Source organism: Rhizobium ecuadorense (assembly GCF_001187535.1).
Classification (GTDB): domain Bacteria; phylum Pseudomonadota; class Alphaproteobacteria; order Rhizobiales; family Rhizobiaceae; genus Rhizobium; species Rhizobium ecuadorense.
On sequence record NZ_LFIO01001354.1, the window covers coordinates 23,634 to 49,931 of the forward strand.

The following is a 26,298-nucleotide window of genomic DNA, read 5'->3' on the forward strand; positions in this document are numbered from 1 at the left end:
TGCCGACGCTGGCCAAAAAAGATAAGCCGAGCAGGAGGTTGCCGAGACTCATCGCCGCCAGCCCCGCCGAGATGGCGCTCTCTTTCCCAAGCGCTCCGTGATCGAACCAGAGAAGGGCGAGATGGCGATGAAGCTGAGCGCCATCGGCAGCAGCGGCTGGACTGCCAGATTGACGACTGATGTATCGATCTGCGCCACGACCACGCCGAGGCACAGAATTGCGAGGGCGGCAGGCTTCAGGTTTGACTGGGACTGCCTGCTTCGTTCGATGACATTCATGACGCTACCTTTCCTTGGGGAAAGACCTAGCGTGGTTGAGTTGATCGACAATTCGAAACCGATCGAACTGTTCGAGACTGGAATGTAAGCAGGGCAAAAAAAACGATCAGCCACGGCCCGTTGCGAGACCGTGGCTGATGCAGCGCGCATTCTGCGGAGGGCGCAGGCGCGGCCGATTACTTGTTGGCGGCGAGCGCCACGTTGACCTTGTCGACGTCCGCGCTCATCGCCTTGAAGGTGTCTTCGAGGGAAAGCTCGCCGACGATCAGCTGGCTCATCCGCTGGACGATGAGCTGATAGATGGCGGAAGATCCCTTGAGGCGTTCCAGGTCGCGGGCGGCCTTCGGGGCGCTGTCGCGGCTTGCGAGGAAGACGGCCATGGCGTCCTTGGCGTTCTTGCTCTCAAGCTTGTACTGCGGGTCTTTGATGTCGGCGCCGGTCAGGATGACGTAGTTTTCGGCGACTTCGCGCTGGACCTTTTCAGAGCCGAGGAACTCGATGAAGGAGGCGACGGCCTGCGGGTACTTGGTGCGCTTGAAGCCGACGATCGCGGTACCACCAGGCATTGCGTAGCAACCGGCATCGCCGCAGGGCGCACTGATCGCCGTCCAGTCGAAGGCGTCGCCGATCTTTTTCTGGAACGGATTGACCATCCAGTTGCCGGCGATATAGGTCACGACATTGCCGTTGACGAACTCGTCACCCATGTTCTTGTACTGGGTTCCGCCGGCCGCGCCCCACATTTCCTTCGGGAAAGAGCCGTCCTTCGTCCAGTTGTAGAGATCGGTGATGTAGTGCTTGGCGGCATCGTCGGGGAAGGCGAACTTGCCGTCCTTGACGTAGTTCGAGCCGTAGGAGAAGGCAGCACCCGAGAAGCGGTGGCCCGAGCGGTCCATCGTGAAGGGGATCTGGGCGCCGGTCGCCTTGGCGACGCGCGCGGAAGCTTCGACGATGTCCTTCAGCGTGGCGGTCGGCTTCGGCAGCGGTTCTTTCGCCTGTTCGAACAGCGTCTTGTTGACGAAGGGCAGGTTGAAGGTCTGAGACGCGACATAGCCGTTGATCGAGTTCGGATCGTTGACGCCGGGGAAACGAAGCGTGTTCAGGCTGTCGCCGTGCAGCTTGGCGAATCCGTCCGGGTCTTTCATCAAGGGGCGCATGTCGAGGTAGTAGGGCGCCAGCTGCCAGTCGGTGATCTTGGCGACATCCGGGCCTTCGCCGACGGCAAGCTGCACCGGCAGCTGCTTGGCGACGGCATCATAACCGGAGGAGACGAAATTCACCTTGATGTCGGGATGCGCGGTCTCGAATTCCTTGCTCAGCGCTTCCATCCGCTCGACATAAGCCTGGTCGTCGTCAGTGAAGAGAAAGGTGATCGTCTGGGTTTCGGCCATGGCCACGCTGGACCATGCGAAAGAAACGGTGGCAAGCGCCAGTGCGAAAGCCCCTGAAAGATACGTTTTCATTTTCATCCTCCCATGAAAACATTTTCATCAATCGCGGCCTCAGCCATCGATATGTAAATTTCATATACTTGACATTCGTCCCGTCAAGCTATTTTCTGCGGCAATAGCGATGTTTTTGAGCAATTTTCAAAAATCAGGCGCCAAAATGACCTAATGAAAATATTTTCATAGGATTGCGGAGGAGGCGATCTGTGAAAGCGGAAAGCATCAAGCAGCCGGACGGCATGGCGCCGGCATACAGCGTGGCTGAGGGGCAGACGATAACGGCATGGGCCGTTTCGGCCCTCATCGAGCGCTATTTTCCCGGCGAGCCGGCCCCGGCCGAAGATCGCGTGAACTATCGTTTCATCAACGGTTTCGTCGATGTCGGCGATCTGCCGTGCCGCAAGGCTTTCTGGTCCGCCATGGTCGGCCGCGAGCTTGCCCCCGACACCTCCTGGCCGACCGAAAGCCTCTATCTTCCCGGCTCGAACCGCCGCGTCGAATTCACCAGCTTCTGGCATGTGCCGACGCATGTCAGCCGATGGCTGAAGGGCACGTTCAGGACGGACGCACCACGTACGCTCAATCTCGCGCTCAAGACCTGCGGCGGCGTTCGCATCTGGGTCAACGGGCAGGAGGCGATGCGCTTCGAGCCCTTCAGGCGCAATGTGGAAAGTGCAACTGAAATAGTGCTGTCGCTTGACGCCGGCGACAACGAGATCCTCGTCCATAGCGAAGATCTCGCCGAGCGTGACACGACCTGGTTCTTCGAGCTCGAAATGCTGGACAAGGAGCCGCTCTCGGTGCTGCTGCCGGTATCGCTTGATCAGGATGAGGTGCGCGAGCTGGAAGCGCTTTCGCGCGGCGTGCGACCGGCCCGCGACGTCTTCGTCAACCAGCCGCTGGAGATCATCTTCGACACGGCGCCGGAGCGCGACCTGCCGGTGGAAATCAAGGTTGTCGGCCATGGCCACGAGCGGCCGGTTCTCGCCCATTCGAAACTGATCCTGCGTGCCCATCAGAACAGCCTGACGGCCGACGATGTCTGCGGCATTGCCGACGGTTATCACGGCATCCACATGACGATCGGTTCCGGGCCGGGTTCGGTCACCCGCGTCATCGATGCCGCCTTCATGTGCAGCCTTTCGCCCTTGCCTGAAGAGACCTCGCTTTCCGCCCGCAAGCGCCACGCCCTGGAATACAGCGCTCGCTTCGGGGCCAACCGCGCCGGGCGTCTCATCGCGATGATGGAAACCGGCCATCAAGACCATGAAAGCTTCGACCGTATCGTCGATGCGACACTCGCCTCGATCGATGCGCGGGAGGATTGCTCCGATTTCGTCATGGTGCCGCTTTTGTGGTTGCTCGGCGCCTATGGCGAGCGGATGCCCGAGGCGACGGTCGATCGCATCCGCCGTTCCGTTCTCTCCTACCGTTACTGGGTCGACGAGCCGGGCAATGACGCGATGTGGTTCTGGAGCGAGAACCATGTGCTCTGCTTCCATACGAGCCAGTTGCTGGCCGGCCTTCTCCTGCCCGACGCGGTGTTCTCGGCCTCCGGGCGGACGGGACGACAGCAGGCGGAGCTCGCCGCCGGGCGCCTCGGGCGCTGGTTCGACAGCGTCGAGGCTCATGGCCTGGCGGAGTGGAATTCGGCGGCCTATTACCCGATCGATTTCATCGGTTTGCTGGCGCTGGAGCGCTGGGCCGAGCGCGGGATCGCCGATCGTGCCCGCGGCCAGATCGATCTCATCTTCCGGATGATCGCCCTTCACACGCTCGCCGGCGTTCCGGCCGGATCGCAGGGTCGCGCCTACGACAAGGAACTGCGCGCCGGCCCGCTGACCGAGCTTGCGCCCTTCGCCCAGGTCGCCTTCGGAACTGGTTGGTTGAACAACGGTGTCGCCGCGCTGACGATGTTCTGCGCCGGCAGCTACGAGCCGCCCGCCGATCTGACCGAGCTTGCCGCCCTTCCCAGGGGCAGAAGCGTCGAGGCGCGTTACAGCCAGGGGCTCGAGAGCGGCAAGCTCGTGTTGTTCAAGAACGAGGCGGCGCAGCTTTCGACGGTCGTCGATCACAAGACCGGCCAGAAAGGCCACCAGCAGCATGTCCTCGATGTCAGGCTGGCCGGCCATCCGATGGCGAGGTTGTGGGTCAATCATCCGGGCGAAGACGATCCCTGGGGCAATCAAAGGCCGTCCTATTGGGCCGGCAATGGCATCCTGCCGCGCGTCGCCCAGCATCGCGACGTCGCGTTGCTGATCGAGGATACTCGCGACGCACGGCATGCATGGACGCATGCCTATATCGGCCGCGACGGCCTGGACGATCTCATCGTCGAAGACAAATGGCTGATCGCGCGGTCCGGCCGGGGATTTGCCGCCCTCTGGGCCTCGAACGGCCTGGAGCTGATCGCCGATGGGCCGACCGCCGGCCGCGAGGCGCGCTCCTACGGTCCGCTCTGCGGCTGGGCTGCTATCGTCGGATGCGGCAATGGCGACGCCTTCAAGGCCTTCCTCGAGCGCCTGTGCCAGACGACGGTTTCCTTCGATCCCGCGCTTCGGCATCTCTCATTGACGCCGCCGGGCGGCCCCGCGCTCTCGCTTTCCTATGCCGACGGTCTTTCGATCGCCGGCAAGCCCCGGCCGTACACCCATGACCAGCCGCACCCGATCCTCACCCACGACAGTGCCGCGTCCCAAGCCGGCACTGACGGACCGTTCTACTCGTAAAACATAGGTCTCCAGCATGAACACAACATCTGTCGATAACGCCGCGCTCCTGACGACGATCGATCGCGTGGCGACGGCTTTCAGCCGGCTCAGAGGCATCAAGGAAGGTCTCGTCAGCGAAAGCGCCACCACCGGGATCCAGTTCGACGAGTGGGACTGGGAGGTCGGCGTCGGCCTTTACGGGTTTTTGCGACGCGCAATTTCCACCAATGACCAGAAGGCGCTGCAGGAGCTCGTCGCCTGGTATGCCGGCCAGATCGAACGCGGCCTGCCGCCGCGCCAGATCAACAGCACGGCGCCGATGCTGCCGCTCGCGATCCTCGTCCAGCATGTCGACCGTCCCGATTTCCGCGCCCTCGTCGAGGACTGGGCCGAATGGCTCGTCAAGGAATTGCCGAAGACCGAGGAGGGCGGCTTCCAGCACGTCGTCAAGGAACGCCTCAACGAGGGCGAATTGTGGGACGACACGCTGTTCATGGCCTGCCTGTTCCTCGCCCGGGCCGGCGTGCTCTGCGAGCGCAGCGACTGGATCGACGAGGCCGTCTATCAGTTCGTGATCCACACGCGCTATCTCTCCGATCCGGTGAGTGGTCTCTGGTATCACGGCTGGACCTTCAACGGCCGGCATAATTTCGCCAATGCCTTCTGGGCGCGCGGCAATGCCTGGATCACCGTCGCCATTCCGGAACTCTTCGATCTCGTCCCGACGCTCGGCGAGAAGGACCGGCGTTTCCTGTCGAACGTTCTCGTCAGCCAGGTGCGCTCGCTGAAGACCTATCAGCGGCCGGACGGGATGTTCACGACGCTTCTGGACGATCCGTCCTCGCCGCTCGAAACCTCGGCCACGGCAGGCATCGCCTATGGCATCCTGCGCGCCGTCGACGCCGGCATTCTCGATAAGAGCGACAAGGTTCATGCGGAGCGCGCGCTTGCAGCGGTGCTGGCGCAGATCGATGAGGAAGGCGTTGTCCACGGCGTCTCGGACGGCACGCCAATGGGGCACGACCTCGATTTCTACCGGCGCATCCCGAACATCCCAACGCCTTACGGCCAGGCGCTGACCATGCTGCTGCTGACGGAAGTCTTTCTCGAAGGCGGTCAGCGCCAATGACTTCAACCTCCCTCGTCGCGATCGAGGCGTTCGACGGCGACAATACCGACCGCCTCCAGGCGGAGATCGACAGCCTTTCGGCTTCCGGCGGCGGACGCCTGGAACTCCTGGCGGGCATTCACCTCTGCCGGGGGCTCCGGCTTCGCTCCGGTGTCGATCTTCATCTGGCTGCCGGCGCGATCCTGCGTCCCGTTCCCGACTATGCGGCTTACGCGCATACGACTGTTTCGGTGATCGCCGAGAAGTCGGATCGCGGCATGATCGTCGCCAAGGGCGCGCGGCGGATCAGCCTGACGGGGCCGGGACGCATCGAAGCCGGTTGTGACAGCTTCATCATCGGCGACGACGAGACGGTCGGAACCTTCATCCCGGCCGAATTCCGCCCCCGCGTCGTCGTCTTCGAGGGTTGCGACGAGGTCGAGATCAGCGCGCTGCATATCAGCCGCTCACCGATGTGGACGCTGCATTTCGTCGACTGCACCGATGTCAGGGTCCGGAACGTGAGGATCGACAACGACCGCCGCCTTCCCAACACGGATGGCATCGTGCTCGATGCCTGCCGCGGCGCCGTCATCGAGGATTGCACGATATCGACGGCCGACGACGGCATCTGCCTGAAGACCAGCATCGGTCCTGAAGGTGTCGCCATCGGCCGATGCGAAAACATTCTCGTCCGCCGCTGCTCGGTTCAGAGCCTCAGCTGCGCGCTGAAGATCGGCACGGAAACGCATGGCGACGTCACCAATGTCGTCTTCGAGGATTGCAGCGTTTCCGCCTCCAACCGAGCGCTCGGCATCTTCTCCCGCGACGGCGGCCGGATATCGAACGTCAGGTTTTCGCGGATCGCGGTAGAGTGCCGCGAAACGCCCGATGGCTTCTGGGGCTCGGGGGAGGCGCTGACCGTCAATGTCGTTGACCGAATCACCGAGCGCCCGGCGGGCGCCATCGAGAACCTCATCGTCGAGGATGTGACCGGGCAGATGGAAGGAGCGATGACGGTCATCGCGGCCGCGCCCGCGGGCATCCGCAACGTTTGGCTGCGGCGCGTCGGCATAGAACAACGGCCGGGCCTGCTCGGCACCGGACAGACCTATGACCTGCGCCCGACCAATGCCGATCTCTCCCCGAAGGCAGACGGCGGTGGCCGCGCCAATGCCTGGACGCGTGGCGTGGATGGGCGGGTGATCGGCCTGCAGGACTATCCGGCCGGAATGCCCGCCGTCTATGTGGCTGGGGTCGCCGGGATTTTGATGAACGAGGTGCGGATCACAAGGCCGACACCGCTGCCGCAAGGCTGGAACGCAATCGACGTCGTGTTCGAAACGGCGGCACCCGATGGGAGTAGGGCATGGCAGAACTGAAACTTTCCACCGTCAACAAGTCGTATGGCTCCGTCAAAGTGCTGCACGACGTCGAACTCGATATCAAGGACGGCGAGTTCGTCGTCTTCGTCGGCCCGTCGGGATGCGGCAAGTCGACCCTGCTGCGCGTCATCGCTGGCCTTGAAGAAGTCACGTCTGGCGGAATTTCGATCGGGGCGAGGGACGTCAGCGCCCTTTCGCCGGCCGAGCGCAAGATCGCCATGGTCTTCCAGTCCTACGCGCTCTATCCGCATATGAGCGTTCGCAAGAACCTCGCTTTCGGCCTTGAAAATCTGAAGTTCAAGCGCGCCGAGATCGAGGCGCGAATTGCCGAGGCTGCCAGGATGCTGGCGATCGAACCCTATCTCGACCGGCGTCCGAAGCAGCTTTCGGGCGGCCAGCGCCAGCGCGTGGCGATCGGCCGGGCCATCGTGCGTGAACCCGACATTTTCCTCTTCGACGAGCCGCTTTCCAATCTCGACGCGGCGTTGCGTGTCCAGACCCGCGCCGAGATCACCAAGCTGCATCGCGAGATCAAGACGACGATGATCTATGTCACGCACGACCAGGTCGAGGCGATGACGATGGCCGACAAGATCGTCGTGCTGCGCGCCGGGCGGGTAGAGCAGGTCGGTGCGCCGCTCGAACTCTTCGACCACCCGCGCAATCTTTTCGTCGCCGGTTTCCTCGGCTCGCCGCGCATGAACATCATCAAGGGCAAGGTCTCGGCTATCGGTGAAAACGGTGTGGTCATCGATGTCGCCGGCGGCGGCAGGATCGTCAGCGATGTCGATTCCACGGGCATCACGGTCGGGCAGGACGTGCTTGCCGGCATCAGGCCCGCGCATTTTTCCCGCTCCAGCGAAAAGGGCCTGCCGTTCATCGTCCAGTATCACGAGGGTCTCGGCACCGAGACCTATGTCTACGGCAACCTTGCGGGGCAGGAGGAGCAGATCATCATTCATGAGGCCGGCCATTTCGCGCCTGTTCAGGGCGACCGGATCATGATCGATGCCGTTCCGGAACGGGTCCATCTGTTCGATCCCGAAAGCGGCCTGGCCTTTGCCCGTCGATCAGGACAGGGGAGGGGCTGAACATGGCGGCGCTCAAGGCAGGTGCATTGCTGGCTCAGGCAGGCGACACGGCGATGAGGGGGGTCGAGGCTCCGATGAATGCGGTCGAACGCATTTTCGGCCGCAAGCGCATGCCTTGGCTGTTCCTGGCGCCGAACCTCGTTCTCTTCGCGATCTTCACATTCCTTCCGATTGCGATCGCGGTTGGCTACGCCTTCACCGGCGGCACCAATCTTTTCGTGTCGGAGCGGCCCTACGTCGGCCTGGACAATTTCCGCACGCTGCTTTCCTGCGGCAATTATCTGCAGCCGGGAACCTGCCAGGAATCGCTGTTCTGGACGGCGGTGTGGAACACGCTTTGGTTCGTGGGGTTCAACGTCGTCGCGACTTTGCTGGTGGCGCTGATCACCGCGCTGATCCTCAATCGGGCGATTTTTGCGCGCGGCTTTTTCAGGGCGATGTTCTTCTACCCCGTCCTGCTGTCGCCCGTCGTCATCGGCCTGATCTGGAAATGGTTCCTCGATCGCAACGGGCTGCTGAACGCCTTCTTTCAGATGATCGGCGTTCCCCCTGAAATCTTCCTGCTGGATGTCGGCTGGTCGCGCTTCTTCGTCGTCGTGGTGTCGGTCTGGTTCCATATGGGCTTCTACACGCTCATCCTGCTCGCCGGTCTGCAGGCGATTCCGAAGGAACTCTACGAGGCCGCTTCCATCGACGCCGCTTCACCGCGCCGCACGCTTTTCAGGATCACGCTGCCGCTGCTGGCCCCGAACCTGCTCGTCGTCTTCATCCTTCTGATGATCAAATCCGTGCAGATCTTCGACGAAGCCTGGGTTCTGACCAATGGCGGCGGCCCGGGCACGGCCAACAGCTTCATCGTCCAATATATCTACCAGATGGCGTTCAGCAGCGACCTCCGCCTGTTCGGACTGGCCTCGGCCGCATCGGTTCTGATGGGGCTGGTGCTTCTGGTTCTCACCCTCATACAGCTGCGCCTCGGCAAGCGAATGGAGTCCTGAGATGAACAGCTCTATGAACCCGATCAGCTTCCTCTCGCGCACGCGCCGGGCCGGGCGCGTCGACATCACCGATATTCTGTCATGGGTCTGGCTGATCGGCGGAACGCTCGCCGTGCTCGTTCCCGTCGTCTGGGCCGGCCTGTCTTCGCTGAAGCCGGCGGCCGAGATCACCCGTTTTCCGCCGACGCTGCTTCCGCGCGCCGCCGTGGAGCAGACCGTGCCAGGGTTCGACAAACCGCTCAGCCTCTGGCAGGTTACCGTCGACGGTCAGCCGCGCGAAATGGCGATGGTCCGGCGCATCGGCCTCAAGGCGCAGATGGTCGATCCCGCAAATCCGGGGCAGCCGGTCAGCGTCGACGTCAAGGGGATGACGCCGGTGCAGCATCTGACCGTCGCCACCGAGAATTACACCGATCCGCTGACGCGCTTCAACTTCCTGACCTTTCTGAAGAATTCGGTGTTCGTCACCGTGGTTGCGACGCTGCTGACGCTGATCGTCAACGCTATGGCGGCCTTCGCGCTGTCGAAATACAAATTCAAAGGCGACACGACGGTCTTCGTGATCATCATTTCCACCCTGATGATCCCGCTCGCCGTTGTCATGGTCCCGGCTTATCTCGTCATTGTCGGGGTCGGGCTCGCCGATAATCTCTGGGGCGTCATCCTGCCGACGGTGGCCTCCCCGACGGCGGTCTTCCTGCTGCGGCAATATATGCTGACCATACCCGATGAGCTGATCGAGGCGGCGCGCGTCGACGCGGCGAGCGAATTCTGCATCTTCTGGCGCATCATCCTGCCGCTGACGGCGCCCGCTCTCGCAGTGCTGGCGATCTTCTCCGTGCTCTGGCGCTGGAACGACTTCCTCTGGCCGCTCATCGTCCTCAACAGCCGCGAGAACTTCACGCTGCAGGTCGGCCTCAACGCCTTCCAGGGAGAGTTCTCCGTGCAGTGGCACTATATCCTGGCGATGACATTCCTCAGCCTGCTGCCCGTCACCGTCGTCTTCCTGTTCCTGCAGAAATACATCACCACCGGCATTGCCGGAACAGGGATGAAGTGAACCGACCTGGCGCAGCCCCCCGAAATCGGGGCCGAGACGTGGAGCAATATCCTCCCAAGCGTTGAAGACCGCATTCCACTCTCCCCGTGCCGGCTAAAGACCGCCGCATCGAACTCGATCGATGCGGCGGGCTTCGTGCCTTTATCTTCGTGCATGGCTTCCAGGGGGAATTTCTCGTTCAGGCTGTACAGGCCATGGCATTGGCACGAGCGTCAGCGAACCGCCCCGCCTCGTGCGGCAATGTGGCTCTGAAGCAGGATGAGTGGGCCGAATTCTGATATCGGCGTCGCAGCGCCAGCAAAGCGTTCCAGCCTCCCGCTTTAGATAGAGCGGCGCGGGTTCGATCGCCTGGGCCGCTTCAAGTCCTGATGGGCAACTCCTCGGGTTCCGCTTCATCGAGGTACTGCCGGCGACCGGGTATCACAAAACGGTTTCGAAAAGCGGGATCAAGGCCGCGCCGATTGCGCCCGGGGCGTCGATGACCTGTGCCACGGCGAGGCTGGGAACGTCGCGCAAGACGCCATGCCGAGGCAGATTGTTGAATTCCGTCCGTTCGATAAGCATTCTCGCCAGCGAAGGCGGAAGCTCGCCGCCAAGGACGATGAGGGCCGGGTCGAATATCGCGCAGATCGCATTGATGGCGCGATTGTGGGCCGGCATGACGCGGTCGACCCATTCGCGAACGCCATCCCAATCCACCAGCTTTTCGTTCTTCAGATCCTTGAGGGTCAGGTCTGAGCACCCCCTGCTGCGAAGAAATTCGAGTAATTGGCCGAGTGCAGGGCGGTCGTCATAGTCCTGACGCGCGAAGAGAACGGAGAACTCGCCGGCGTTGCCGAAACTGCCGCGAAACGGCATGCCTCCGGACACCAGGCCGCCGCCGTAGCCGTGAAGATGGGCGATATAGGCGAAATCCGCGACATCACGGCCAACGCCGAAAATTGCTTCCGCCAAAGCGGCGGTCCGGGCGACATTGTCTGCCCAGACCGGCAGGCCAAGCCGTTCCCCAAGCAGAGGCGCCAGATCTATCAGTGACCAATGAGCGAGCGGCAGAGGACAGTTGAAGGCCGTCTCCAGCATGCGGTGGCCGGCGACCGCGAGACCGACGCCGAGGACGTCGCGCCGTGTGGCGCCCCGGCGGCCAAGAATGTCTTCGACCGCCGCTTCAATCCGTTCCAGTTCCACCGGCAGCGAGGCGCCTGCCTGCGGGATTTCCAAGTTTTCCAGAGGCTCGCCGAAACCCATGAGGCAAAGGCCGATCGAGCCGACGTTCACGGAGATGCCAAGCGTCAGACACCAGTCCTTTCGAAGGGTCAGCTCCGGGCTGGGCGGACCCGCGCGCCGGCCTTCCGAATGCGAAAAAACGATCATTCCGCGCTCATGAAGCCGGGCGACGATCCTGTGCAAGGATTGCTGGGTGAGATCGAGCGGCTCGGTCAGGTCGGAGCGCTCGATCCCGGGAGACTTCCAGATCAACCGCAAGAGATCCCTCTCGTTGCGGGAGGCAACCCGCGCCGGTTGTACGTCTCGCAAAAAATGTGCAGCGACATGGTTTAGAGGAACGTACTTCATTTTCTGATCGTTTTGATTTACACTGTGAGTGTGAAGCTAAGGAGGGGACGCTTTATTTCCGTCAGAGGCAAGGAAATTCATCCGTGGTGTTGGCCGTCCTGCTTACCTCATCGAGATTGGTCAGGCCAGTCGAGATGACGTCTCGTGTGGCTAGAGAAAGAATCGAGTTGCATGATTTCATTGAGATCCGAGAATACAGCCCGCGTTCTTCAGCCTGAGGCTTATGGGTTTGTGCCGACACATGAAGGCACCAACTTCGAATCCATGGTCCAAGCCTTTTCGACAGGATACGGGGTTTTCGGCGCGCAACCGCTGAGTAACGACCGGACTTTCGCCTGGGCGGCGGACTTGAGGAGGACCGAGGCATTCACGGTGATTCATGCGGTGTACCAGAGTTCCTGGACACTCCGGACGCTCGACGAAACGCCGCAACATCTTGCGTTTTACCTGCCACAGACGGGATCCTATCGATTGTCGATCGGAAAAAAGATGGTTGAAAGCGGGGCCGGTCATCTTCTGATGGCCAACAACCATGAGACCGGTGATCGTTTCATCCAAGGCCCGCATAGGTCGGACGTTCTCTTTCTGGACTGGCAGGTCTTCAGGCGAATGCTCGTTTCGCTTGTGGAAACGCCGCTCTCCGAATCGCTCGACCTCGAGCCCATCCTGGATCTCGCGACACAGTCGGGCCAGCTTATCGGCAACCTGGTGCAGACGATCGTGCAGGGCATGCGCAACGGTGGCCCGCTTCTGTCGTCCCCTCTCGCCATGGCAACGATGAGCGAAACGCTCGCTCATCTTGTCATCCGATTTGGCCACCACCGGCTGTCCGGCCATCTGGAAAAAAAGAAAGTGTCGCTGGTTGCGCCCTGGCATGTCCGGCGTGCCATCGACTATATGCATGCCAATATCGCAGAGCCACTCACCATGACGATGGTTGCGGACGATGTCGGCGTTTCACTTCGCGCCCTGCAGACGGGCTTCAAGGCCTTCCGGGGAACCTCGCCGGCGGGTTACCTGCGCACGATCCGGCTGCAAGCGGCCCGTGAGCAACTGCGGGATCCAACGAACCAGCAATCCGTCCGCGAAATCTGCATGATATGGGGGTTCGCACATGCGGGCAGGTTCTCCATCACCTACCGCAGCACCTTCGGCGAAAGTCCGCGGGATACGCGCCTGCGGGCGGAGCGCTTGCGCTGATTTAGGGGACGCTGTCCGACAGGTTTCTAGCGCGGCGGCGCGATGCTGCCGCGCAGGACGAGGTGGCATCCGAGTTCCAGGCGATGGGCCGGCCGCTGCGGGTCGTTGGCGATCAGCCTCTGTTCGATGAGCGCGAGCGCGGCGGCGCCGAGCTTGTCGGTGGGAACGCTGACCGTTGAAAGCGGCGGACGGCTGAATTCGCCGGGGACGATATCGTCGAAGCCCAGCACGGAGATCGCTTCAGGCACGGTTATGTCGTGATCGGCCAATGCCTTCAGGCAGCCCAGCGCCAGATTGTCGGCGGCGCAGAAGACGGCGGTGGCGCCTTTCATCGTGGGATCGCGGTCAAGCAACGCGTTGATGGCAGCCTCGCCGTGACGAGGCTCATATCCTTCGGCCTCGACGATCATGTCTTCGGGTATGGGAAGCTGCGCTGCGAAATAGGCATCGGAAAAACCGTCATATCGGCGCTGGATCGTCGTGCGGCCCTTCCAGGTCAGGTGCAGGATGCGGCGATGTCCGAGCGCCAGCAGGTGCTCGATGCCGAGCCGAGCCCCGAAGCGGTTTTCCGGTGTCACCGTATCGACCAGCATGGCCGGATCCTCGCCGTTGACGATGACAACAGGCATATCAGGGGAGGAGAGGCTGCGGATGAGTTCCGGCTGATCGTCGTTCAGTACCACGATGCCGTCGGCGCGCTCGGAGAGCGCGATCTGCCTGACCTGAGCGCCGTCGATGCGCCGGCCGGTGCTGACGAAAGGCACGATCCGGATGCCGCGACGCTCGCACTCCTTCCTGAGTCCGTTGAGGATCGTCCAGCTCACAAGGTTGAGGTCGCTCTCCGGCGCGGCATCGCCTGGAATGGCAAGAAGCAGGACGCGCAGCGCCGCGATCGTCGCCTTCTTCCTGCGGCGGTCGAGATAACCTAAGCGTTTGGCCGAATCCAGAACCCTTTCGCGCACTTCGACCGTCAGCGGCGCGGTTCCGTTCAGCGCATGCGAGGCCGTACTCAGCGATACATCAGCGTCGCGCGCGACATCCTTGAGATTGACTTTGCGTTCCACTTTATTCCGTCGCGAATTGAGGTTTCGCCTTCGAAGACACAAGCTAACGCGATGTTTTCACATAAAGACTTCAGAAAAGCTACGTGCGCCTTCGCCTATTTTTCGGCTTTCGGCGAAAACCGGCCGCAGCGCTGCCGCAAACGAAGCGATGATCGCTGCGCTAGGAGCCCTTAACGATCACTGAGGTTTGGCAAGCAGGCCGTTGAACAGCAGGTCGAAATAGGTCCGCAGGAAGGCCTCCTTGTTGGGAGTCGGCACGCGGCGGTCGTCGAATATCAGCCGCAGAACCGTCGTCGTCAGGATGGGCGCGACCACGATGTCGGAGAATTCCACGGGAACTGGGCGAAACTCCCCCGATGCCACGCCCTCCAGGATGAGGGCGTCGATCTTGGCGATGATCGGCGCAATGAACTGATCGTGGTGGCGATCGATCAGGTCGGGGAAACGCTGTCCCTCCGAGATAACCAGCCGCGTCAATTCGCGCGTCGTGCGGTCCTCGGGGATCTGGTCGTAAAAGAGGCCGAGAATGGAAGCCAGTTTCTCGGCAGCGCTGCCGCTGAGCCGATCGGCGATCGCGACCAGTTCCTGAAAGGGCACGGAGAAATGGTTGATCATGGCTTCGAATAGCTTTTCCTTCGTCTCGAAGTAGACGTAGACCGTGCCCTTGGTGACGCCGACCCTGTCGGCGATGTCTTCGACGCGTGTGCCGGCAAAGCCGCATTTGACGAATTCCTCAAAGGCGGCATCCAGGATCTGGATGGGCCGCAGCGCCTTTTGTTCCGCCCTTGTGAGCTTCTTTTGAGCTGCCATTTCCTAGCTCCTCCTGTTGGCTGCGCGCACCTCGTCCCCGCGACGCAAAGCTTCATTGACTAATCCGTCAGTCAATTATATAGCAGCTGCCGTTGAGAGCAAGAGGTCAACTATGAGAACCATTCTGGTCGCCACAACGATCGTATGCGCCATCGGTCTCGGATCATGCAGCGATTCGAGCGGGCCGACAGAGCCTATCCCGCGGCAGGTCGGCGTCGTCGTGGCCAAGTCTGAGCCGCTGGCCGAGGGCGGCGCGCTGACCGGAGAAGTCCGGGCCCGTATCCAGACCGATCTGTCCTTCCGCGTCAGCGGCAGGATCGTCGAGCGGCTGGTGGAGGTCGGGCAGAGCGTGAAGGCGGGCGAGGTGCTGGCGCGCATCGATCCGGAAGAGCAGAAGGCCGACCTGGATGTGGCCGCCGCCAATCTTCAGTCCGCTGAGGCGCAGCAGACCCAGGCGCAGCTTGCATACGACCGTCAACAGAGCCTGTTTCGAACGCAGGTGACGACGCGTGCCGCGCTCGATCAGGCGCAAGAGGCGCTTCTGACCGCGCAGGCATCGACGAAGTCGGCGCAGGCACTGTTGGAAACCGCTCAGGACACTCTGTCCTACACTGAGTTGAAGGCGGATGCCGACGGTGTGATCACCGCCCGCAATGCCGAAGTAGGACAGGTGGCGCAGGCAGCCCAGGTCGTCTTCACCCTTGCTCATGACGGCGACCGTGACGCCGTGTTCGAAGTGGTCGAAAGCGCATTCCTGCGTCCGGTGGACGGCGATGGAACCGTGACTCTTCTGTCGGACCCTTCGCAGAAGATCACGGCTAGGGTTCGCGAGATTTCTCCGACGATCGATTCTTCCACCGGCACGATCAGGGTCAAGGTCGCGATAGCGAGCAATGCTCCCATTCCGCTCGGCGCTCCCGTCGTCGGGCGATTCACTTACGTCCCGCAGGACGTCATCCAATTGCCCTGGTCGGCCATGACCTCCAAAGACGGCAAACCGGCCGTCTGGATCGTCGATCCCGCATCGTCGGCCGCTTCGGTCAGGGCGGTCGAGATCGCCGGTTACGAGACCGGCAGCTTCATCGTCAAATCGGGTGTGACGGCAGGAGAGGTCGTGGTGGCCGACGGAACCAAGTTTCTCAGGCCCGGTGAAATCGTGTCTTATCTCAAGGAAGCTTCCAAGTGAGTATTCGTCTCAAGATAGCCGCACTGATGGTGGGCACCGCCCTGGTCTCGTCCTGCTCGCCGAAGGCAGAAGAGAGCGGGGAGGAAGCGTCCCGCCCGGTGCTGTCGATGACGGTCAAGCAGACGCCGGCTGCAAGCCTCAGCCTGACCGGCACCATCGAGCCGACGATCGAGACCGATCTCGGCTTCCGGATTCTCGGGCGAATGATCGCCCGCAACGTCAACGTCGGCGATATCGTCAGGAAGGGTGACGTGGTTGCAGCCATCGATCCCGTGGCGCTGGAGCTTGCCGTGCGCAACGCGCAGTCCGACGTAGAAAACAGCGACGCCCAGCTCAGAAACGCGGTGACCACCGAGCAGCGCCAGCGCGCGTTGCTGGAGTCGCGCTCCGGCACCGAGGCCGCGCTCGAAGAGGCCGAGCAGGGGAGACGGACCGCCGCCGCTGCCTTCGCCAAGGCGCAGGCCAATCTCGACAAGGCCAAGGAGCAGCTCGGCTATGCCCAGCTTCAGGCGGAGTTCGACGGGGTGGTGACGGCGACCTCGGCCGAAGTCGGACAGGTCGTGTCGGCCGGCCAGACGGTCGTCACCATCGCGCGGCCGGACAAGCGCGACGCCGTGGTCGACGTGCCGCAAGCCGCCGCCCAGAAGCTGAAGATCGGCGCGCCATTCGAAGTGACGCTGCAGCTCGATCCCGCGATCCGCACATCGGGGATCGTGCGCGAGATCGCGCCGGAGGCCGAGACGGCCACGCGCACGAGCAGGACCAAGATCGCCCTCAGCGATCCGCCTGAAGCCTTCAGGCTCGGCGCCGTGATATCGGCCGCGGCCACCATCGCCGCCGATCCTCAGATCGTGCTGCCGTCTTCCGCAATCTTTGCCGGCACCGACGGTGCGAGTGTCTGGATCGTCGACGTGCCCGGCAAAAAGGTATCGCTCCGCCGGGTGAAGATCGACGGCGACGTGGCCGACGGCGGTACCGTGCGCATCACCGAAGGGCTCGCGCCCGGAGAAAGGGTGGTCGTGGCCGGCGTGCATAAACTTGAAGATGGCCAGGCCATCAGGATCGACCAGGAGATCAGCCAGTGAAGTCCTTCAATCTTTCCGACTGGGCGCTCGAACACCGTTCGCTCGTCTGGTACTTCATGATCGTCTTCATTCTCGCCGGTGCTTTCTCCTACCTGAATCTCGGCCGCGAGGAAGACCCGAACTTCACGATCAAGACGATGGTGATCACCGCGCAGTGGCCCGGCGCCTCCGCCGATGAGGTGACGCGGCAGGTGACCGACCGGATCGAGAAGAAGCTTCAGGAACTGGAATCGCTCGACTACACCAAGAGCGAGACCGTTGCCGGCCAGACGACCGTCTTCGTCGAGCTGCTGCCGACGACCAAGGCTAGGGATGTCGCGCCGACCTGGCTGCGCATCCGCAACATGATCGCCGATATCAAGGGCGATTTTCCGACCGGCGTGGTCGGTCCCTTCTTCAATGATCGCTTCGGCGACGTGTTCGGAAACATCTACGCCTTCACCAGCGACGGGTTGAGCCAACGGCAGCTCCGCGATCTCGTGGAAAATGCCCGCTCCGAAGTTCTGACCGTGCCCAATGTCGGCAAGGTCGATGTGATCGGCGCGCAGGACGAGGCGATCTATCTCGAATTCTCCACCCGCCAGATCGCAGCCCTCGGCATCGACCAGCAGTCGGTCATCCAGACCCTGCAGGCGCAGAATGCCGTCACGCAGTCCGGCTTCGTCGATGCCGGGCCGGAGCGTATCGCCTTGCGAGTGAGCGGACAGTTCACCTCCGAGGAAAGCCTGCGGTCCATCAACCTTCGCATCAACGACCGCTTCTTCCCGCTGACCGACGTCGCCACCATCAAGCGCGGCTATGTCGATCCGCCGTCGGCGCTGTTCCGCTTCAACGGCGAGCCGGCGATCGGGCTTGCGATCGGCATGAAACAGGGCGCCAATCTGCTGCAGTTCGGCGAGGGGCTCGACGCGCAGATGAAACGCGTCGTCGCCGATCTTCCGATCGGCGTCGATGTCCACCGTGTTTCCGACCAGCCGCAGGTCGTCGATGAAGCGGTTTCGGGCTTCACCCGCGCGCTCTTCGAAGCGATCGTCATCGTGCTCGTCATCAGCTTCATCAGTCTTGGCCTGCGCGCCGGCATGGTGGTGGCGATCTCCATTCCGCTCGTGCTGGCGATCACCTTCGTGGTGATGGAATATTCCGGCATCTCGCTGCAGCGCATCTCGCTTGGCGCGCTCATCATCGCGCTCGGGCTGCTCGTCGACGACGCCATGATCGCCGTCGAAATGATGGTGGCCCGCCTGGAGGCGGGCGACGATCTGAGGAAAGCTGCCACCTACGTCTACACGTCGACCGCCTTTCCGATGCTGACGGGAACGCTCGTCACCGTCGCGGGCTTCATTCCCGTCGGTCTCAACAACAGCGCCGCCGGCGAATTCACCTTCACGCTTTTCGTGGTCATCGCGGTTTCGCTGGTCGTTTCCTGGGTCGTGGCGGTGCTGTTCACGCCGCTCCTCGGCGTCACCATCCTGCCGAAGACCATGAAGTCGCATCACGAAAAGAAGGGGCGCTTTGCCGCCGTCTTCTCCTGGCTTCTGGGGTTGGCGATGCGCTGGCGCTGGATCACCATCATCCTGACGGTCGGCGTCTTCGGCCTCTCGATCGGCGCCATGGGTCTGGTGCAGCAGCAGTTCTTCCCCAATTCCGACAGGCCCGAGCTGATCATCGACTGGAACCTGCCGCACAACAGTTCGATTGCCGAAACCAACAGACAGATGGCCAGGTTCGAAAAGGAGATGCTGGCCGGCAACAAGGATATCGATCATTGGACGACTTATGTCGGCCAGGGCGCGCCGCGCTTTATCCTCTCCTTCGACGTGCAGACGCCCAATGTCACCTTCGGACAGACGGTGATCGTCACGAAGGGGCTTGACGTGCGCGACAAGGTGCGGGCGGACCTGCAGGACTATCTGACCAAAACCTTCCCAGGCACCGACGCTTTCGTGAAGCTTCTCGATATCGGCCCGCCGGTGGGCAAACCGGTCCAGTACCGCATCAGCGGCCCCGATATCCAGAAGGTCCGGGATGTCTCCCAGCAATTTGCCGGCGTCGTCGGCATGCATCCGCTGCTGTCGAACATGGTGCTGGACTGGAACGAGCCCTCGCGTGTGGTCAAGGTCGATGTCCTGCAGGACAAGGCGCGCCAACTCGGCGTTTCCTCCGAAGACATCGCCACCGCGCTCAACGGCATCGTCGAAGGCTCTACGGCGACGCAGATCCGCGACGACATCTATCTCGTCAACGTCATCGGCCGGGCCAGTGCCTCCGAGCGCGACTCCGTCCAGACGCTGCAGAATTTGCAGCTCTCGACCTCGAACGGCAAGGTCGTGCCGCTCTCGGCGGTTGCGAACTTCCGCTACGAGCTCGAGCAGCCGACGATCTGGCGTCGTGACCGGCAGCCGACCATCACCCTCAAGGCGGCCGTGATCGGTTCGACGCAGCCGGCCACGATCGTCGACCAGCTCAAGCCGAAGGTCGAGGAATTCCAGAAGAACCTGCCTGTGGGATACAAGGTGGAAATCGGCGGCGCGGTCGAATCGAGTGCGGAGGCTCAGGGGCCGATCGCCGCTGTCGCTCCGCTGATGCTGTTCATCATGGCGACGATCCTGATGATCCAGCTGCAGAGCTTCAGCCGCCTGTTCCTGGTCTTCGCGGTGGCGCCGACGGCGCTGATCGGCGTGGTCGCAGCACTCTTGCTGAGCAATGCCCCCATGGGCTTCGTGGCGATCCTCGGTGTCTTGGCGCTGATCGGCATCCTGATCCGCAACTCGGTCATCCTGGTCGTGCAGATCGAACATCTGCGCGCCGAAGGTGTCGCCGCGTGGCAGGCGGTCATCGAGGCGACCGAGCACCGCATGCGGCCGATTATGCTGACGGCCGCGGCTGCCACCCTCGCGCTGATCCCGATCTCGCGCGAGATCTTCTGGGGGCCGATGGCCTATGCCATGATGGGCGGCATCGTTGTGGGAACCGCGCTCACCCTGCTGTTCCTGCCGGCGCTCTACGTCGCCTGGTTCAGGATCCCGAGGGATGAAGGCGTCAAGGCCGATGTTCCGGTGGAAGCCTGAGGACGAACTCCGTCAGCCATCGCAGCGGCCACCGACGTGGCCGCTGCACGCCTTGACCTGCGAGGGGATCGCTCGATGCCGCAACGACGTTTGAACGGGCTTGCGAAAATAGTTTCGGCCATGCTGATTGCGGTCGGTATGGCGACACTGACGGGCTGCATCTCGAGACCGTCGCCCGATGTCTTGAAGCCGGTCCATCTGCAGGCTCGTGCCGATGCGGCTGCTTCGAACCGGGTGAGCGTGCTGGCCGCGACGAACAGGACCCCCGAGCGCGGCGGCTTCGGGAGCGCATGGGCCGACAACCTCACCTATGAGCAATATGCTTTTTCGGTGCCTTCGGACCGGAAGGGTATCACGATCGCATACCCCACTTCGATGCCGGATCCCGACCGGCAATTTGCCGTCATCGGGCGCAAGCAGCTTGCAAAGGACGCCTTCGTTGAGGAGGCGCTTCGGTCGGTTCAGCCGAACGGAACCATCGGCATCTTCGTGCATGGCTATAACTACAGTTACCAGGAGGCGCTCTATCGCACGGCACAGATCGCCGCGGATGCGAAACTACCGGGTGCTCCGATCCTGTTTTCCTGGCCTTCGGCTGCAGCCGTTGCCGGATATGTCGCAGACCGCGATGCGGCGCTCGCCTCGCGCAGAGCGCTCGATTCCCTCGTCACATCGCTTTCGGCCTCCGGCAAGGTGAAACGCATCATCCTGTTCGGGCACAGCATGGGCGGGTTCCTGGTGATGGAAACGGTGCGGGAGCTCAGGCTGCAGCACCGCGACGATGTCGTCGGCAAACTGGCGGTCGTGCTCGCCGCCCCCGATATCGACGTCGATGTCTTCCGGTCTCAGCTGAAGGATATCGGCCGAATGCCGATGCCGATCTCTCTCCTGGTCTCGAAGGACGATCGGGCGCTCGTGGCGTCGAGCTTCATCGCAGGGGAGCGGCCGCGCGTCGGGCGTCTCGATATTAACGATCCCGTCATCGAGGAGGCCGCCGTGAAGGAAAGGCTCCGGGTCATCGACATCACTTCGATCCAGGCGTCCGACGGGCTGGGGCATGACCGTTACGCATCACTCGCCAAGTTCGGTGCGGAGCTTGCCTCCTTCGAAAACGGCAAGCGTTCATCCGCCGGCGATGTCGGCGCCTATGTCTTCGACGCGGCCGGCGCGGCAGTCGCAAGCCCGTTTCGCCTGGCCGGGCGCGTCGTCGGCGCGCACTGAACCGCCTGGGCGCGCTCAGGAGGATCTGTACAGCGCTGCCGCCGACATTGTGTACAATGTGACTATTAAATTGTCAGATGCTCAAATGAAGAGCAGACTTCCGTCCGTGGTCGAGTCGGCCTCAGGGGATATGGGAGGGCATTCATGAGCATACGAAATCCGTCTCCCTCGTTATACAACGAGGATCTTGCACCCGCCGAGGAGCGCAAATGGGGTGCGTTCAGTATCTTTAACGTCTGGACATCTGACGTTCACAGCCTGTGGGGCTATTATCTGGCGGCGAGCCTGTTCCTGCTGTGCGGCAGCTTCGTGAATTTCGTCATCGCCATCGGCATCGGCTCGCTGGTCATCTTTCTTCTGATGAGCCTGGTCGGCAATGCGGGTGTGCGCACCGGCGTACCCTTTCCGGTTCTGGCGCGCGCCTCCTTCGGCACGTTCGGCGCCAACGTTCCGGCCCTGGTCCGGGCGGTGGTCGCCTGCTTCTGGTACGGCGCGCAGACCGCCGCTGCATCCGGCGCCATCGTCGCTCTGCTGATCAGGAACGAGAGCCTGCTCGCCTTCCACCAGAACAGCCATATGCTCGGCCACTCGACCCTCGAACTCATCTGCTACGTCATCGTCTGGGCGCTGCAGCTGCTGATCATCCAGCGGGGAATGGAAACGGTTCGCAAGTTCCAGGATTGGGCCGGTCCCGCCGTCTGGATCATGATGCTGATCCTGGCGGTCTATCTGGTGGTCAAATCGGGGACCTTCTCCTTCGGTTCGGAAATCCCGCGCGACGTGCTGATCGAGAAGACCAAGGATGCCGGCGTGCCGGGCGAGCCCGGCTCGATCGCGGCGCTAGCCGCGGTGGCCGCCACCTGGATTACCTATTTCGCGGCGCTTTACCTGAATTTCTGCGATTTCTCGCGTTACGCAACGAGCGAAAAGGCGCTGCGAAAAGGGAACCTCTGGGGTCTGCCGATCAACCTCCTGGCGTTCTGCCTCGTCGCAGGTGTCACGACCACGGCCGCCTTCACCGTCTATGGCGAGGTCCTGCTGCATCCGGAAATGATATCGGCGAAATTCGACAGCTGGTTCCTGGCGCTGCTTGCGGCACTGACCTTCGCGATCGCAACGCTCGGCATCAACGTCGTGGCGAATTTCGTCTCGCCGGCCTTCGACTTCGCCAATGTCTTCCCGCGCCAGATCAACTTCAAACGCGGCGGATACATTGCGGCTTTGATTGCGCTGGTGCTTTATCCGTTTGCTCCCTGGGAAACGGGTGCGGCGCATTTCGTCAACTTCATCGGCTCGACCATGGGGCCGATCTTCGGCATCATGATGGTGGATTACTACCTCATCCGGAAGAGCCAGCTGAACGTCGAGGCGCTCTACCATGAGAATGGCGAGTTCCGCTTCCAGAGCGGATGGCACGGCAATGCCTTTATCGCATTCGTGGTCGGTGCGCTGTTCTCCTCGATCCTGCCGACCTTCACCTCGATCCTGCCGGATTGGTGGGGCACCTATGGCTGGTTCTTCGGCGTCGGTATCGGCGGGGCGATCTATTTCGTGCTGAGAATGGGTGCGCGGCGCAATCCGGCCTTCGCTGCATGAATGAAATGAGAGGCGCCCGGCGATGCCGGGCGCCTTCCTATTTGGTCTGTCCAAGCGGTCAGGGCAGGGGACCGCCCGTTCGTATCCGTCTTAACGGCGGGCGGCCACTGCATGGACGGGCCCGCGGGCTGGCTGCGCCATCGTTCTCGCCGTCGAGCGAAGGGCCGACGACTGGTTGAACGCCGTATCGTCGAGCTTGAACTGGGCGATAAGCTCGCGCAGTGTCTGGGCTTGCTGCGCGAGTGAATCGGATGCCGCCGTCGACTGTTGCACCATGGTCGCGTTCTGCTGCGTGGTCTGGTCCATGCGGTTGACCGCAACATTGACTTCGCTGAGGCCGATCGACTGCTCTTTCGCAGAGGTGGCGATCGAGTCCATATGGTGATTGATCTGGGTGATGAAGCCGCCGATGGTCTTCAGCGCCTGGCCGGTATCGCGCACCAGCTTGACGCCGCTTTCAACTTCCTTCGAAGAGTTCTGGATCAGGCCCTTGATTTCCTTGGCAGCGCTTGCCGAGCGCTGGGCGAGTTCGCGCACTTCCTGGGCGACGACGGCAAAGCCCTTGCCGGCCTCGCCGGCACGGGCGGCTTCCACACCGGCGTTGAGGGCGAGAAGATTGGTCTGGAAGGCGATTTCGTCGATGACGCTGATAATGTTGGAAATCTGTTGCGACGAGGTCTCGATGCGCTCCATCGCCTCTTCGGCATGGGAGACGACTTCCGCGGAGATGCCGGCGCTGCGGTTTGCCTCGGTGGCCACCGTGCGCGTCTCCTCGGTCCGCTTGCTGGAGTTCGCAACGTTTGCGGTGATCTCTTCCAGTGCGGCCGCGGTCTCTTCGAGCGAGGCCGCCTGCTGCTCCGTGCGCTTCGACAGATCGCTCGCACCGGAGGAGATCTCCCGCGTGCCTTCGTCGATCGTGCCGATGCTTTCGGAAATCGCCCGGAGCGTCGCGCCAAGCTGGGTGACGGACTGGTTGAAGTCGTGGCGCAGCGCCTCGAAATCGGGTGCGAAGGTCTCGTTGATCTGAAAGGCGAGGTCGCCTGCGGCCAGCCGCTTCAAACCGGCGGCGAGACCCGAGGTGGCGATGCGCAGCCGCTCCGAGGCGTCGGCCTCCGCCTGCTTCTGGGCGGCCACGCGATCGGCCTCCGCCCTGTTGCGGTTTTCCTCGGCGTCCAGTGCCATCCGCTTATTCGTGATCGCGGCTTGGCGGAAGATCTCGACGGCTCCCGCCATCGATCCGACTTCGTCGGCGCGGTCGGCAAACGGAATCTCCGCATCGGTGTCGCCGTCGGCCAGCCGCCGCATCGAAGCGGTGATGCCGGTAATCGGATTGGCAATGCCCTTCAGCACGAAGGCGACGGCGCCGACAACGACCAACCCGGCAACGCTGATTGCGACGAGCAGATAGAATTCGATGGAATCGAAGGTTTCCTTGCTGAGGGCGGCAGCCTTATTGCTGCCGCTGACATCCAATTCAACCAGGCTCGTCGTGGCTTCCTTGAGCTTATCCGAATAGGAGCGCATCTCGCCGCCCAGATATTGCCCGGCCTCTTCGGTCTTGTTGGCGCGGGAAAGGGCGAGCAGCTGTGAGCTGCTGGCGATATAGCCGCCGACGCTCTCCTTGATCGTCTTGATCAGGTCGCGCTCGTGGTCCGATGATGCCAGCGGAAGATAGGCATCCACCGATTTGCCAACCGCATTCTCGGCCACTTTGATGGCCTCTTCGCGTGTTTTCTTTTCCGCCTCTGTCTGAGCGATGATGTGATCGCGGTAAGCAAGGCGCAAATTCGTCATGGCGAGATTGATCGATTGCGAAGCCTGCACGCTCGGCAGCCAATGGGTCGCGATTTCTTCGGTGGAGCCGTTCGTGTTTCGAAGGCCGTCGACGGCAAGATAGGCGACGAGGCCGAAAAGAAGAGCTATGCCGCTGAAAATAAACAGCAAACTCGATTTAATGTTTGGACGACGCATTGAAAGTCCTCGATCGAACGGTCCGGCCTCATGCCGCTTGGCTAAGGACTTTTGTACAGAAAAAAATTTAACGATTTGCTCAATATGTAAAACGCCGTTTACCAGCCTGACGTCGCTTTTGCGCAGAACATATCCCCATCGCGCCGGAAATGTTTATCGATGCGTCAGAGAGTTGAGGGGAGCCAGACATAGTGAAGTGGGTTGCCGCCTCCACGGCGGAGAAGACCCACTCAGCCTCGCATAGAGACGGATGCATGTTTTACAAAATAGCATTATGATTGACCCGACGCCTGCCGGGCGTTGCTTGCGGATGCGTGATCCGCGCGGAAGCGGGAGGACGGCAGGATTGGAACGGCTGAAGGATCTGGACAAAGTTTCCCCGCAGGCCGGCAGCGGCTCTGCATCGCTGCCGTATGAGCGGCGCGGCGTCGTGGCCGCCGCCGTGTACCAGCATGGGCAGCGCATTCGCGATATCCGGATAGAAGAGGCCGGCGAATGGCGCGGCCGGGAGAATGCCGTCGTCTGGATCGGTCTGCACGAGCCGGATGAAGTGCTGCTGCATCAGGTCCAGGCCGAGTTCAATCTCCACGCCTTGGCGATCGAGGACGCGGCACAGCCCCACCAGCGCCCGAAGCTGGAGATCTATGGGGACGCAATGTTCATCGTCGCCCGGACCGCCCATATGAAGGATGACGAAATCATCTTCGGCGAAACGCATTTATTCGTCGGCCGCGGTTACGTCGTCTCTGTTCGCCATGGGGATTCGTCCTCTTATCTGGCGGTGCGGCAGCGATGCGAGGCAACGCCGGCGGCGCTGGCCCACGGCGAGAATTACATTCTCTATTCCATCCTCGATTTCATCGTCGACAACTACATGCCGGTCATCGAGGTCGTGCAGGAGGAGGTGGAGAAGCTCGAAGATCTGGTGCTGCGCGAACAACTGGGAAAGTCCGATATCGAGCGGCTTTACCTGCTGCGGCGCAAGCTTCTGCGGCTGCGCAATGCCGTGGTGCCGCTCGTCGACGTCTGCCGGCGATATGAGCATATCGATCTGCCCGGCATGGATCCGACGCTGCAGTCGCTGTTTCGCGATGTGACCGATCACGTGCGCCGGGTTCAGGAAGATATCGATGCACTGCGCGAGGTGCTTGCCTTCGCCTTCGAGGCCAGCGTGATGATCGGCCAGACCGAGCAGACGGCGATTGCCCGCAAGCTCGCCGCCTGGGCGGCAATCCTTGCCGTCCCCACCGCGATCGCCGGCATTTACGGGATGAATTTCAGCGACATGCCGGAACTGAAAACCCAGTATGGCTATTTCGTCGTGCTCGGCGTCATCGCCGTCTTGTGTCTCGGCCTGTTCGGCTTCTTCCGCCGGAGGAAGTGGCTCTAGATGTGAGCTTCCAATAGGTTGTCCATTCGATCCGTACCGGGAAAGCTGAGGTTGA

General features: G+C 62.1%; 19 protein-coding genes. 13 read left to right on the plus strand and 6 right to left on the minus strand.

All coding sequences use genetic code 11. The annotated features are described in order from the left end of the window. Positions 1-48: 48 nt before the first annotated feature. Both AF337_RS45725 and AF337_RS29350 read right to left on the minus strand, forming a co-directional pair. Complete coding sequence (locus tag AF337_RS45725) at positions 49-279, minus strand: hypothetical protein (RefSeq protein WP_244471336.1); 231 nt, start codon at positions 277-279, stop codon at positions 49-51. A 176-nt stretch (positions 280-455) separates the two neighbouring features. Further along, on the minus strand, positions 456-1,742 hold the full coding sequence (locus tag AF337_RS29350) for an ABC transporter substrate-binding protein (protein ID WP_049734941.1): 1,287 nt from the start codon (positions 1,740-1,742) through the stop codon (positions 456-458). A 191-nt stretch (positions 1,743-1,933) separates the two neighbouring features. On the opposite strand from AF337_RS29350, the gene AF337_RS29355 reads away from it, so the two are divergent. The 6 genes from AF337_RS29355 to AF337_RS29380 are packed head-to-tail and all read left to right on the plus strand — an operon-like array spanning position 1,934 to position 10,080. After that, positions 1,934-4,456, plus strand: a complete 2,523-nt coding sequence (locus AF337_RS29355) for a hypothetical protein (RefSeq protein ID WP_049734942.1) — start codon at positions 1,934-1,936, stop codon at positions 4,454-4,456. A gap of 16 nt (positions 4,457-4,472) precedes the next feature. Beyond that, positions 4,473-5,567: a beta-galactosidase BglB gene (gene bglB, locus AF337_RS29360; RefSeq protein ID WP_049734943.1), complete on the plus strand. Its 1,095-nt coding sequence runs from the start codon at positions 4,473-4,475 to the stop codon at positions 5,565-5,567. Then, a complete protein-coding gene (gene pglB / locus AF337_RS29365) occupies positions 5,564-6,928 on the plus strand; it encodes a polygalacturonase PglB (RefSeq protein ID WP_049734944.1) in 1,365 nt (454 codons plus the stop codon). The genes bglB and pglB overlap by 4 nt, the downstream gene beginning before the upstream one ends. After that, on the plus strand, positions 6,916-8,022 hold the full coding sequence (locus AF337_RS29370; RefSeq protein WP_049734945.1) for an ABC transporter ATP-binding protein: 1,107 nt from the start codon (positions 6,916-6,918) through the stop codon (positions 8,020-8,022). Before pglB ends, AF337_RS29370 begins: the two co-directional genes overlap by 13 nt. A 2-nt stretch (positions 8,023-8,024) precedes the next feature. Continuing rightward, positions 8,025-9,020 carry a carbohydrate ABC transporter permease gene (locus AF337_RS29375; RefSeq protein ID WP_049734946.1) on the plus strand — a complete coding sequence of 332 codons (996 nt, stop codon included), beginning with the start codon at positions 8,025-8,027 and terminating at the stop codon, positions 9,018-9,020. A gap of 13 nt (positions 9,021-9,033) precedes the next feature. Then, positions 9,034-10,080 (plus strand): carbohydrate ABC transporter permease, encoded by a 1,047-nt coding sequence (locus AF337_RS29380; protein WP_190238085.1) that lies wholly within the window; start codon positions 9,034-9,036, stop codon positions 10,078-10,080. A gap of 420 nt (positions 10,081-10,500) precedes the next feature. Here the strand turns inward: AF337_RS29380 and AF337_RS29390 are convergent, their stop codons facing one another. Then, on the minus strand, positions 10,501-11,652 hold the full coding sequence (locus tag AF337_RS29390) for an ROK family transcriptional regulator (RefSeq protein ID WP_049734949.1): 1,152 nt from the start codon (positions 11,650-11,652) through the stop codon (positions 10,501-10,503). 180 nt (positions 11,653-11,832) lie between these two features. Here AF337_RS29390 and AF337_RS29395 point away from each other — a divergent pair, with 180 nt between their 5' ends. Continuing rightward, positions 11,833-12,852: an AraC family transcriptional regulator gene (locus AF337_RS29395; RefSeq protein WP_483150638.1), complete on the plus strand. Its 1,020-nt coding sequence runs from the start codon at positions 11,833-11,835 to the stop codon at positions 12,850-12,852. Positions 12,853-12,878: 26 nt separating this feature from the next. On the opposite strand, the gene AF337_RS29400 is transcribed toward AF337_RS29395, so the two are convergent. Together AF337_RS29400 and AF337_RS29405 are read right to left on the minus strand one after the other, a co-directional pair. Further along, on the minus strand, positions 12,879-13,916 hold the full coding sequence (locus AF337_RS29400; RefSeq protein ID WP_049734951.1) for a LacI family DNA-binding transcriptional regulator: 1,038 nt from the start codon (positions 13,914-13,916) through the stop codon (positions 12,879-12,881). 177 nt (positions 13,917-14,093) lie between these two features. Next, complete coding sequence (locus AF337_RS29405) at positions 14,094-14,726, minus strand: TetR/AcrR family transcriptional regulator (RefSeq protein ID WP_049734952.1); 633 nt, start codon at positions 14,724-14,726, stop codon at positions 14,094-14,096. A gap of 112 nt (positions 14,727-14,838) precedes the next feature. Here AF337_RS29405 and AF337_RS29410 point away from each other — a divergent pair, with 112 nt between their 5' ends. The 5 genes from AF337_RS29410 (at position 14,839) to AF337_RS29430 (ending at position 22,882) form a co-directional block, all read left to right on the plus strand. Continuing rightward, positions 14,839-15,912, plus strand: a complete 1,074-nt coding sequence (locus AF337_RS29410) for an efflux RND transporter periplasmic adaptor subunit (protein WP_049734953.1) — start codon at positions 14,839-14,841, stop codon at positions 15,910-15,912. Continuing rightward, the gene (locus AF337_RS29415; protein ID WP_049734954.1) at positions 15,909-16,997 is read left to right on the plus strand and encodes an efflux RND transporter periplasmic adaptor subunit; all 1,089 of its coding nucleotides are present in this window, start codon (positions 15,909-15,911) and stop codon (positions 16,995-16,997) included. Before AF337_RS29410 ends, AF337_RS29415 begins: the two co-directional genes overlap by 4 nt. Continuing rightward, positions 16,994-20,065 carry an efflux RND transporter permease subunit gene (locus tag AF337_RS29420; RefSeq protein WP_049734955.1) on the plus strand — a complete coding sequence of 1,024 codons (3,072 nt, stop codon included), beginning with the start codon at positions 16,994-16,996 and terminating at the stop codon, positions 20,063-20,065. The genes AF337_RS29415 and AF337_RS29420 overlap by 4 nt, the downstream gene beginning before the upstream one ends. Before the next feature lie 75 nt (positions 20,066-20,140). After that, positions 20,141-21,286, plus strand: coding sequence for an alpha/beta hydrolase (locus AF337_RS29425; RefSeq protein WP_049734956.1), 1,146 nt, complete (start codon positions 20,141-20,143; stop codon positions 21,284-21,286). A 144-nt stretch (positions 21,287-21,430) separates the two neighbouring features. Continuing rightward, positions 21,431-22,882 carry an NCS1 family nucleobase:cation symporter-1 gene (locus AF337_RS29430; RefSeq protein WP_049734957.1) on the plus strand — a complete coding sequence of 484 codons (1,452 nt, stop codon included), beginning with the start codon at positions 21,431-21,433 and terminating at the stop codon, positions 22,880-22,882. A gap of 90 nt (positions 22,883-22,972) precedes the next feature. Here AF337_RS29430 and AF337_RS29435 read toward each other — a convergent pair whose 3' ends face one another. Further along, entirely contained in the window at positions 22,973-24,853 is a 1,881-nt protein-coding gene (locus AF337_RS29435) for a HAMP domain-containing methyl-accepting chemotaxis protein (RefSeq protein ID WP_049734958.1), read from the minus strand. 346 nt (positions 24,854-25,199) lie between these two features. On the opposite strand from AF337_RS29435, the gene AF337_RS29440 reads away from it, so the two are divergent. Continuing rightward, the gene (locus AF337_RS29440) at positions 25,200-26,243 is read left to right on the plus strand and encodes a magnesium and cobalt transport protein CorA (protein ID WP_049734959.1); all 1,044 of its coding nucleotides are present in this window, start codon (positions 25,200-25,202) and stop codon (positions 26,241-26,243) included. Positions 26,244-26,298: the final 55 nt, after the last annotated feature.

Bases quoted from the DNA above. Each gene is read 5' to 3' on its own strand.
- AF337_RS29430 (WP_049734957.1), top strand. From the start codon at position 21,431: ATGAGCATACGAAATCCGTCTCCCTCGTTATACAACGAGGATCTTGCA.
- AF337_RS29375 (WP_049734946.1), top strand. From the start codon at position 8,025: ATGGCGGCGCTCAAGGCAGGTGCATTGCTGGCTCAGGCAGGCGACACG.
- AF337_RS29350 (WP_049734941.1), bottom strand. From the start codon at position 1,742: ATGAAAACGTATCTTTCAGGGGCTTTCGCACTGGCGCTTGCCACCGTT.
- AF337_RS45725 (WP_244471336.1), bottom strand. From the start codon at position 279: ATGAATGTCATCGAACGAAGCAGGCAGTCCCAGTCAAACCTGAAGCCT.
- AF337_RS29370 (WP_049734945.1), top strand. From the start codon at position 6,916: ATGGCAGAACTGAAACTTTCCACCGTCAACAAGTCGTATGGCTCCGTC.
- AF337_RS29425 (WP_049734956.1), top strand. From the start codon at position 20,141: ATGCCGCAACGACGTTTGAACGGGCTTGCGAAAATAGTTTCGGCCATG.
- bglB (WP_049734943.1), top strand. From the start codon at position 4,473: ATGAACACAACATCTGTCGATAACGCCGCGCTCCTGACGACGATCGAT.
- AF337_RS29390 (WP_049734949.1), bottom strand. From the start codon at position 11,652: ATGAAGTACGTTCCTCTAAACCATGTCGCTGCACATTTTTTGCGAGAC.
- AF337_RS29380 (WP_190238085.1), top strand. From the start codon at position 9,034: ATGAACCCGATCAGCTTCCTCTCGCGCACGCGCCGGGCCGGGCGCGTC.
- AF337_RS29405 (WP_049734952.1), bottom strand. From the start codon at position 14,726: ATGGCAGCTCAAAAGAAGCTCACAAGGGCGGAACAAAAGGCGCTGCGG.
- AF337_RS29410 (WP_049734953.1), top strand. From the start codon at position 14,839: ATGAGAACCATTCTGGTCGCCACAACGATCGTATGCGCCATCGGTCTC.
- AF337_RS29435 (WP_049734958.1), bottom strand. From the start codon at position 24,853: ATGCGTCGTCCAAACATTAAATCGAGTTTGCTGTTTATTTTCAGCGGC.
- pglB (WP_049734944.1), top strand. From the start codon at position 5,564: ATGACTTCAACCTCCCTCGTCGCGATCGAGGCGTTCGACGGCGACAAT.